This is a genomic window from Rhabdochromatium marinum (assembly GCF_016583795.1).
In the GTDB taxonomy this organism is placed as follows: domain Bacteria; phylum Pseudomonadota; class Gammaproteobacteria; order Chromatiales; family Chromatiaceae; genus Rhabdochromatium; species Rhabdochromatium marinum.
In genome coordinates, this window is sequence record NZ_NRRS01000118.1 from 1 (window position 1) to 7,242 (window position 7,242).

Below are 7,242 nucleotides of genomic sequence, written 5' to 3' on the forward strand. Positions count from 1 at the left end.
TGACTTGAAAAGTCGCCTGATGACCGTCGATGTTAATGAGTTGCGCTGTTATGGCCAAGCCCTCTTTCTGCATTTGGATGATGGGCTAAGCATGGCTCATGATTGACATCATTGAAAGGCGGCACCCGACCCAGGGATGCACCTGGGCTGTGGTGCCACGTGTGACGCCATAGGAGATCAGCTCCACTCCCTGCCAGCGGTGCGGCTGTCCGGTTTTCATGGTCAATGCCTGTACCCGATGACCGCGAGCAGCCAGTGCTGGTGCCAGGAATTTGAACTGGCCGGGAAAATTTTGGTGAATGAACAGGATGTTCATGGAGCCGTGGCAGAACCGAAGGTTTCGAGGGCTGCTTGCAGCTCAGGTTGCTGGGATGCGGCCTGTGCCACTGGAATGCCAGCTGCGATGGCGTTCCAGGCTTGATGCAAACTTTTGGCCCCCGCCGTTGGCCCGCCGGGGTGGCCAAAGACACCACGACCGGGAACAAAGCCAAAATCGGTGCTGCCCACCTGTCGGTAGACCGCCTCCAGTGTCGCGGCGGAATCGCTGCCTCCCGGCACCGGTAAACTGGGCTTGAGTTGGCCAAAGCTCGGATCCAGACAGGCCTCAATGCAAGCACAGACTTCTTCACTTGGCGTCATCATGCGCTCACCAAATCCGGGCATGATAATGACATCGAAGCCGGCAAGGCGTTGCAGCTTGGTCAACACGCGCGAATGCACTCCAAAGAATGGCACGCGCGTCATGGCTGCCATCACCGGAAAATGCGCCACCAGCGGCACCTTGCTGTGCTGATTCAGCATACGCGCGGCACTCAGCCCCAGGGGCCAGGCATTCAGCATCAGGGCACCCGCCCCGGCGGCCACCGCTGTGTCATGCAGCTCAATGAGCCGATCCACCTCGTCGGTGATGTTGGCCAGATAAATTTTCGGCGTTCCGGTGTTCTGTTCAGCGCGGGTGCGAGCGGCACCCAGCAGGCGCGCGCGTTCGGTCAGCGGCGACCACTCGGGGTCGGCCAGCATTTCATCATCCTTGGCAATGTCCAAACCGCCCAGCCAAGCCTGATAGGCCAGCTCCGCGAAGGGCTCCGGTGTCAACCCGATGTTGGGCTTGATCACACCAAAGAAAATTGGGCGATCATAGACCTTGAGCTGCTCGCGCAATCCCTGAATGCCAAAGCGGGGGCCTTGAAAAGCGCTAAGAAACGAGGCAGGAAACGCGATGTCAAGCAGCTTGATCAAGGGAATTCCCGGCGCGAAAAATGCGCCTTCCCCCAACACCGCACTGAGCAGGTTCGGCAGACGCGGACCAAAATTCGCATGTGGATGGGCAATGCGAACATGGCAGTGATGCACCTGGCCGGTGCCACGGCTGTGCGGCATGGGAATGGAAAACTCATCCGCCGAGTGCTGAACTTCAAGCTCCAGCACTTTCGCTGCAAAACGCGGGCGATAGTCCTCGGTCACATCAACCCGTTTCCATTGCGCCGTGGATTGTTCGCTGCACAAATGAGCGGCCGCCAGTTCCGGATCGCCCCGGCATTCAAAGGCATAATCGAGCAGCAGATAGTCTTCCAGGTCCAGCGCCTCGGCGGAGGCAAAAAAGCCACGTACATCGGTTGCTTGCATGATCAGGAGTCTCCGAGAAACTGAAGTGTCAGGGTGCGCGAGGCTCGGGGGCCGTCAAGCTCGATAAAAAACACTGATTGCCAGTCGCCGAGCATCAGCTGACCATCGCTGATCGGGATGCTTTCAGAAGCGTTCATAAAAAGTCCCAACAAGTGGGCATGGGCATTATCGCGATCATCAACCGGTGCGATGTTATGAGCATAGTCGCCATCACGCGGGATGAAGCGCTTCAGGAAGGTCAGCATATCTTGCTGCAACCGTGCTTCACGTTCATTCAGATTGACATAGGCTGTGGTGTGCTGGGAGATCAGCGTCGCTACACCTGAGCGGATACCAGACTGAGTACAACGCTCGCGCAGTTGTTGAGTCATGTCGATGATCTCGATCGGTTGCCGGGTGGGGAGAGTAATTTCATCGAGTATCATCTTCATAACGGCAGTCTCCAGTAATGGAATGGATTCCAAGGCGGTGGCTCATGGTACAATAGCGGGTTCGGGCGCTGGTTCATGCCCACACACCCTTTCACCACTTGACTTGGAAATGGGACAACGACGGGAGTTATTTATGTCGAAAAAGCATCCAATTGTCGCGGTTACGGGCTCATCTGGCGCTGGAACAACCACGGTTAAACGCGCATTCGAGCATATTTTTTACCGTGACGGTATACAAGCGGCGGTCATTGAGGGCGACAGTTTTCACCGCTATGATCGCGCTGAGATGAAGACCGAAATGGCGAAGGCGGCTGAGCATCACAAGAATCTAAGCCATTTTGGGCCGGAAGCAAATTGTTTTGATCTGCTGGAAGGACTCTTCCAGACTTACGGCGATACGGGCAACGGCAAACGTCGTTACTATCTGCACAGCAAGGAAGAAGCGACTGAGCATAACAAACGACTAGGTACCAACCTGAATCCGGGACAGTTCACTCCCTGGGAAGAGATCGAACCGGATACCGACGTGTTGTTCTATGAGGGTCTGCACGGGCTGGTCGTCACAGAAACAGAAAATGTCGCTCAGCATGTCGATCTTGGCGTTGGCGTGGTTCCCATCGTTAATCTGGAGTGGATTCAAAAAATCCATCGCGACAATCTTGAGCGCGGCTACTCGGCCGAGGCCATTGTCGATACCATCATGCGCCGCATGCCGGACTACATCCGCCACATCACGCCCCAATTCTCGCTGACCGATATCAACTTCCAACGGGTGCCCACGGTTGATACCTCCAATCCCTTTATTGCCCGTGATATCCCGCTGCCGGATGAGAGCTTTGTCATCATCCGCTTCCGTGACCCGGAACAGTTGCAGATTGATTTCCCCTATCTGCTCAGTATGATCCATGACTCCTTCATGACCCGGCGCAACACCATGGTCGTGCCAGGCGGGAAAATGGGCTTCGCGATGGAAATCATTCTGCAACCGATCATCGAACGCATGATGGACTCCCGCAACGTCTAGTCCGAGCCAAATGCTGTGAAACCAGCCAGTCACCGGTTGCGGCCGGTGGCTGGCGATTCACTCCGGCTTCTCCACCACATGGCAATCAGCTTCTGTGTTTACCGGTATTATTCAAGCCCAGGGTCGCATTGCCCGCACTGAAACGCGTGGGGGTGATACCCGTCTGCATATTCAATCGGCAGAGTTTGATCTCAGCGAAACCCAGATTGGCGACAGCATCGCCGTCAATGGCGTTTGTCTGACGGTTGTCAGCCTGGAAACCGATGGTTTCTCTGCCGATGTTTCACGTGAAACCTTGTCACTCACCACCCTCGGCTCACGGCCCATGAGCAGTCCAGTCAATCTTGAGCGCGCTCTGACACTGGCAACTCCGTTGGGCGGACATCTTGTCAGTGGGCATGTCGATGGTATTGGCACGCTAGTCGAGGTACGCGAGGAAGCGCGCTCCCTGCGCTTGCAGGTGCATGCTCCCAACGAGCTGGCACCCTATATCGCACGCAAAGGATCGGTCGCACTGGACGGCATCAGTCTGACTGTCAATGAGATTACCGGAAGCGTTTTTTCCCTGAATATCGTCCCTCATACCCGTGAGAAAACAACCATCGCTCATTATCGCGTTGGCACTCAGGTCAACATTGAGGTGGATCTCATTGCCCGCTATCTTGAACGCCTGATGCTCAGTTCGCATGCGTGCGCTGGGGAAAATGCTTCTCTCAGCAAAGAACTGCTCGCACGACACGGATTTTTGTAAGCCTTGCCGCTCTTCCATTTACCCATCAGCTCCGGCGCCCATGACTATTAACTCCACTGAAGAAATCATCCAGGATCTGCGCGAAGGTCGCATGGTCATCATCATGGATGATGAAGATCGTGAAAACGAAGGCGATCTGCTGCTGGCCGCTGAGTGCGTGACGCCAGAAGCGATCAATTTTATGGCCAAATTTGGCCGTGGTCTGATTTGTCTGACCCTAAGCAAGGAGCGCTCAGAGCGGCTTCGGCTGCCGCTCATGGTCGATAACAATCGTGCCCCGCACTCCACAGCTTTCACGGTCTCCATTGAGGCCGCTATGGGCGTCACCACCGGCATCTCGGCTGCTGATCGCGCCCGCACCATTCAAGCCGCCGTTGCGGCTGATGCTCAGCCAACCGATTTGGTCCAACCCGGGCATATCTTTCCGCTCATTGCCCAGCCAGGTGGTGTGTTGGTACGCGCGGGTCATACCGAGGCCGGTTGTGATCTCGTGCGTCTGGCTGGACTCGAACCAGCAGCTGCCATCGTTGAAATTCTTAACGAAGATGGTTCCATGGCCAGACGCCCGGATTTGGAGCGCTTTGCCAGTGAGCATGGGCTGAAAATTGGCACCATTGCGGATTTGATTCACTATCGCGTCGCCAATGAAAAAACTGTTGTACGCCTTGACCGCTGCCAATTACCGACAGATTTCGGCACCTTCACCTTGACAGCTTATCGCGACACGATTGATGGCGAGATTCATCTGGCACTGACCTATGGTGACATCTCACCGGATCGCCCCACGCTGGTGCGAGTCCATCTGCAAAACAGCCTGTGCGATCTTTTCGCTAGTCATCATTTAAGCTGCGGCTGGCCGTTATCGGATGTCATGCAGCAAATCGTCGCCGCCGGTGAAGGGGTGATTGTGGTATTGCGCAATCGTGACACTGGAGAAGATCTCCTGGCCAAATTGCGTCACATCCGCGATGCCGACCATCAGGGGCAAACATCATCTGGACGCGCCAAGCGCAGTGAGTTACGCACCTATGGCATTGGCGCACAAATTCTTGCTGATCTTGGCCTGCATCAAATGCGGGTCATGAGCGCCCCCAAAGCCATGCACGGCATCTCTGGCTTCGATCTCGAAGTTGTAGAATACGTCAGTAACGGACGCAATAAGCACACCGAGACCGCTGCAGGTCAGCATTGATACCTGGAGCGTGCCAGGATGGCATGGATGATTTCACCGCGACATCTTTAGAAATCTGAATTAATTGGATATTCCCAACTATGATTCACACAATCGAAGGCGCCTTTCGCCCCGGTTCAGTCCGGTTTTGCCTAGTGGTGGCGCGATGGAACAGCTTTATCGTCGATCACCTTGAACAAGGTGCTCTTGACGCACTCAAACGGCATGGCGTTGAAGAACAAAATATCACCCTGGTGCGAGTACCGGGCGCCTTTGAAATTCCTCTCACCATCGAGCGTATTGCCGCAACCGGCAACTACGACGCCATTGTTGCGCTGGGAGCCGTCATCCGCGGCGGCACACCGCATTTTGATTATGTGGCTGGAGAATGCGTCAAAGGTATTGCACAAGTCAGCCTGAGCCAGGGCGTGCCGATTGGCTTTGGGGTCTTAACCACCGACACCATTGAACAGGCAATCGAGCGCGCGGGTACCAAAGCCGGCAACAAGGGGGCTGAAGCGGCGCTTTCGGCGCTGGAAATGGCAAATTTGTTCAGTCAAATCAGCTGAACCCGCGACGGAACTTCAAACATTATCATGGCCGGTCCTCGCAGTTTGGCGCGTCGTTACGCACTCTTAGCTCTGTATCAATGGCAACTCGGACGACATTCGGCGGCTGAGATTGCCCAGCATTTTTATGACGATCCCTTGTGGATGGACGCGCTAGCGCGCGGTCTGGCCCATCGAGCCGATGATGATCCGCTACCCGAGAATGCGCACTATGATCTGCAGCTGTTCGATGAACTCCTGCGCGGCGTTACCGAGCAAGTTGAAGCACTGGATGAATGCCTCAAACCCTTCCTGAGTCGTTCGCCTACGAGCATCGATCCAGTCGAACGGGCCATTTTGCGCCTGGCCACCTTCGAGTTATGGCATAGCCCGCAGTTGCCCGCAGCGGTGATTCTGGACGAAGCCATTGATTTGGCCAAAACCTTTGGCGCTGAGCAGGGGCACCGGTTCGTCAATGGTGTGCTCGATAAACTGGCTCAACACAGACCCAGCAACGGATTTTGACTCCTCCGACTCCACAGGGCGAATTTGCACTCATCCGGAATTCCTTGACTGGACTCGGTGCGCCACGCGCAGATGTTGTTACCGATGTTGGGGATGACTGCGCCATCACCCGGGTGCCACCTGGGCTGGAACTGGCGATGAGCATCGACACCTTGGTCAGCGGAATACATTTTTTTCCTGACTGCGATCCTGCAAGCCTGGGTCACAAGTCGCTCGCCGTCGGGCTCAGCGACCTGGCAGCCGTCGGTGCCGAACCTGCTTGGGCAACCCTGGCGCTCACTCTGCCTCAAGCGGACGCATCCTGGCTCAACAGCTTCGCAGAAGGACTGCACCAACTGGCCTGTTATCACCGCTTGCGACTGATCGGGGGGGATCTCACTCGCGGCCCCCTGAGTATTTCGTTTCAGGTCATGGGCTTTGTCGCAGCAGGTCAGGGTATTTTGCGCTCTGGAGCCAAACCGGGCGATGCCATCCTAGTCAGCGGCCACTTGGGCGATGCGGGACTGGCGTTACAGCAACTGCTGTCAGCTCAGAGCGCGTCACATTCCCCGATCACAATCGATCCCAGAGTACGCGCGCGTCTGGAGCGCCCAACACCCCGAGTTGAACTTGGCCTGAATTTGCGCGGACTGGCCAGTGCAGCCATCGACATCTCCGACGGACTGCTGGCCGATTTGGGGCATTTGCTGGAGCAGAGTCAATGTGGCGCCGACATCGAATGCAAGCGACTGCCACTGAGCGATGCGGTCGCTGCGGTTGTCCATCAGCAGGATCAATGGTCACTGCCGCTCAGCAGTGGTGATGACTATGAACTTTGCTTTACGGTTCCACGGGATAAACTGGCTGCCGTGCATGAAATCGCCGCAGCCATCGCTTGTCCCGTTACTGTCATTGGCAGCATCACTGATCAGCACGGCATCCGACTCCTTGCAGAAGACGGGCAGCCTTGGCACCCTGATGCGCAGCATGCGGAACTTACCGGCTTCGATCATTTCCGCCCGTCAAGCTCAGCAAGCGATTAGCACTGCCGGATTCACTCTAAACCGCGTCAATTTAGAGGTGCGTAATTCTTATGCTATAGTTTGCGCTCCATTGTGCCACGCATCGTTTGGACGCGCACTTGCCGACATTTTGGTGACAGGATCGTTTCATGTTGACGTTAGATC

General features: G+C 55.9%; 9 protein-coding genes. 6 read left to right on the plus strand and 3 right to left on the minus strand.

Features of this window, described 5'->3' with window-relative positions; all coding sequences use genetic code 11:
- Nucleotides 1–85 precede the first annotated feature (85 nt).
- Genes CKO36_RS18230 through CKO36_RS18240 form a run of 3 tightly spaced genes read right to left on the minus strand, consistent with a single transcriptional unit; the run spans nucleotide 86 to nucleotide 2,057 of the window.
- On the minus strand, nucleotides 86–316 hold the full coding sequence (locus CKO36_RS18230; protein WP_200286337.1) for a hypothetical protein: 231 nt from the start codon (nucleotides 314–316) through the stop codon (nucleotides 86–88).
- Nucleotides 313–1,626, minus strand: coding sequence for a RuBisCO large subunit C-terminal-like domain-containing protein (locus CKO36_RS18235; RefSeq protein ID WP_200286338.1), 1,314 nt, complete (start codon nucleotides 1,624–1,626; stop codon nucleotides 313–315). Before CKO36_RS18235 ends, CKO36_RS18230 begins: the two co-directional genes overlap by 4 nt.
- A 2-nt stretch (nucleotides 1,627–1,628) precedes the next feature.
- A complete protein-coding gene (locus CKO36_RS18240; protein WP_200286339.1) occupies nucleotides 1,629–2,057 on the minus strand; it encodes a secondary thiamine-phosphate synthase enzyme YjbQ in 429 nt (142 codons plus the stop codon).
- Between the two features lie 133 nt (nucleotides 2,058–2,190).
- Here CKO36_RS18240 and CKO36_RS18245 point away from each other — a divergent pair, with 133 nt between their 5' ends.
- From CKO36_RS18245 to thiL, 6 genes are all read left to right on the plus strand, one after another.
- Nucleotides 2,191–3,081, plus strand: a complete 891-nt coding sequence (locus CKO36_RS18245) for a phosphoribulokinase (RefSeq protein WP_200286345.1) — start codon at nucleotides 2,191–2,193, stop codon at nucleotides 3,079–3,081.
- A 94-nt stretch (nucleotides 3,082–3,175) separates the two neighbouring features.
- Nucleotides 3,176–3,832, plus strand: coding sequence for a riboflavin synthase (locus tag CKO36_RS18250; protein WP_200286340.1), 657 nt, complete (start codon nucleotides 3,176–3,178; stop codon nucleotides 3,830–3,832).
- 40 nt (nucleotides 3,833–3,872) lie between these two features.
- Entirely contained in the window at nucleotides 3,873–5,024 is a 1,152-nt protein-coding gene (gene ribBA / locus CKO36_RS18255) for a bifunctional 3,4-dihydroxy-2-butanone-4-phosphate synthase/GTP cyclohydrolase II (RefSeq protein ID WP_200286341.1), read from the plus strand.
- An 80-nt stretch (nucleotides 5,025–5,104) separates the two neighbouring features.
- Nucleotides 5,105–5,572, plus strand: a complete 468-nt coding sequence (gene ribH, locus CKO36_RS18260) for a 6,7-dimethyl-8-ribityllumazine synthase (RefSeq protein ID WP_200286342.1) — start codon at nucleotides 5,105–5,107, stop codon at nucleotides 5,570–5,572.
- A gap of 27 nt (nucleotides 5,573–5,599) precedes the next feature.
- Nucleotides 5,600–6,076 (plus strand): transcription antitermination factor NusB, encoded by a 477-nt coding sequence (gene nusB, locus CKO36_RS18265; RefSeq protein ID WP_200286343.1) that lies wholly within the window; start codon nucleotides 5,600–5,602, stop codon nucleotides 6,074–6,076.
- The gene (gene thiL / locus CKO36_RS18270) at nucleotides 6,073–7,098 is read left to right on the plus strand and encodes a thiamine-phosphate kinase (RefSeq protein WP_200286344.1); all 1,026 of its coding nucleotides are present in this window, start codon (nucleotides 6,073–6,075) and stop codon (nucleotides 7,096–7,098) included. Before nusB ends, thiL begins: the two co-directional genes overlap by 4 nt.
- Nucleotides 7,099–7,242: the final 144 nt, after the last annotated feature.

Bases quoted from the DNA above. Each gene is read 5' to 3' on its own strand.
- ribH (WP_200286342.1), top strand. From the start codon at position 5,105: ATGATTCACACAATCGAAGGCGCCTTTCGCCCCGGTTCAGTCCGGTTT.
- CKO36_RS18245 (WP_200286345.1), top strand. From the start codon at position 2,191: ATGTCGAAAAAGCATCCAATTGTCGCGGTTACGGGCTCATCTGGCGCT.
- CKO36_RS18240 (WP_200286339.1), bottom strand. From the start codon at position 2,057: ATGAAGATGATACTCGATGAAATTACTCTCCCCACCCGGCAACCGATC.
- CKO36_RS18230 (WP_200286337.1), bottom strand. From the start codon at position 316: ATGAACATCCTGTTCATTCACCAAAATTTTCCCGGCCAGTTCAAATTC.
- CKO36_RS18235 (WP_200286338.1), bottom strand. From the start codon at position 1,626: ATGCAAGCAACCGATGTACGTGGCTTTTTTGCCTCCGCCGAGGCGCTG.
- ribBA (WP_200286341.1), top strand. From the start codon at position 3,873: ATGACTATTAACTCCACTGAAGAAATCATCCAGGATCTGCGCGAAGGT.
- nusB (WP_200286343.1), top strand. From the start codon at position 5,600: ATGGCCGGTCCTCGCAGTTTGGCGCGTCGTTACGCACTCTTAGCTCTG.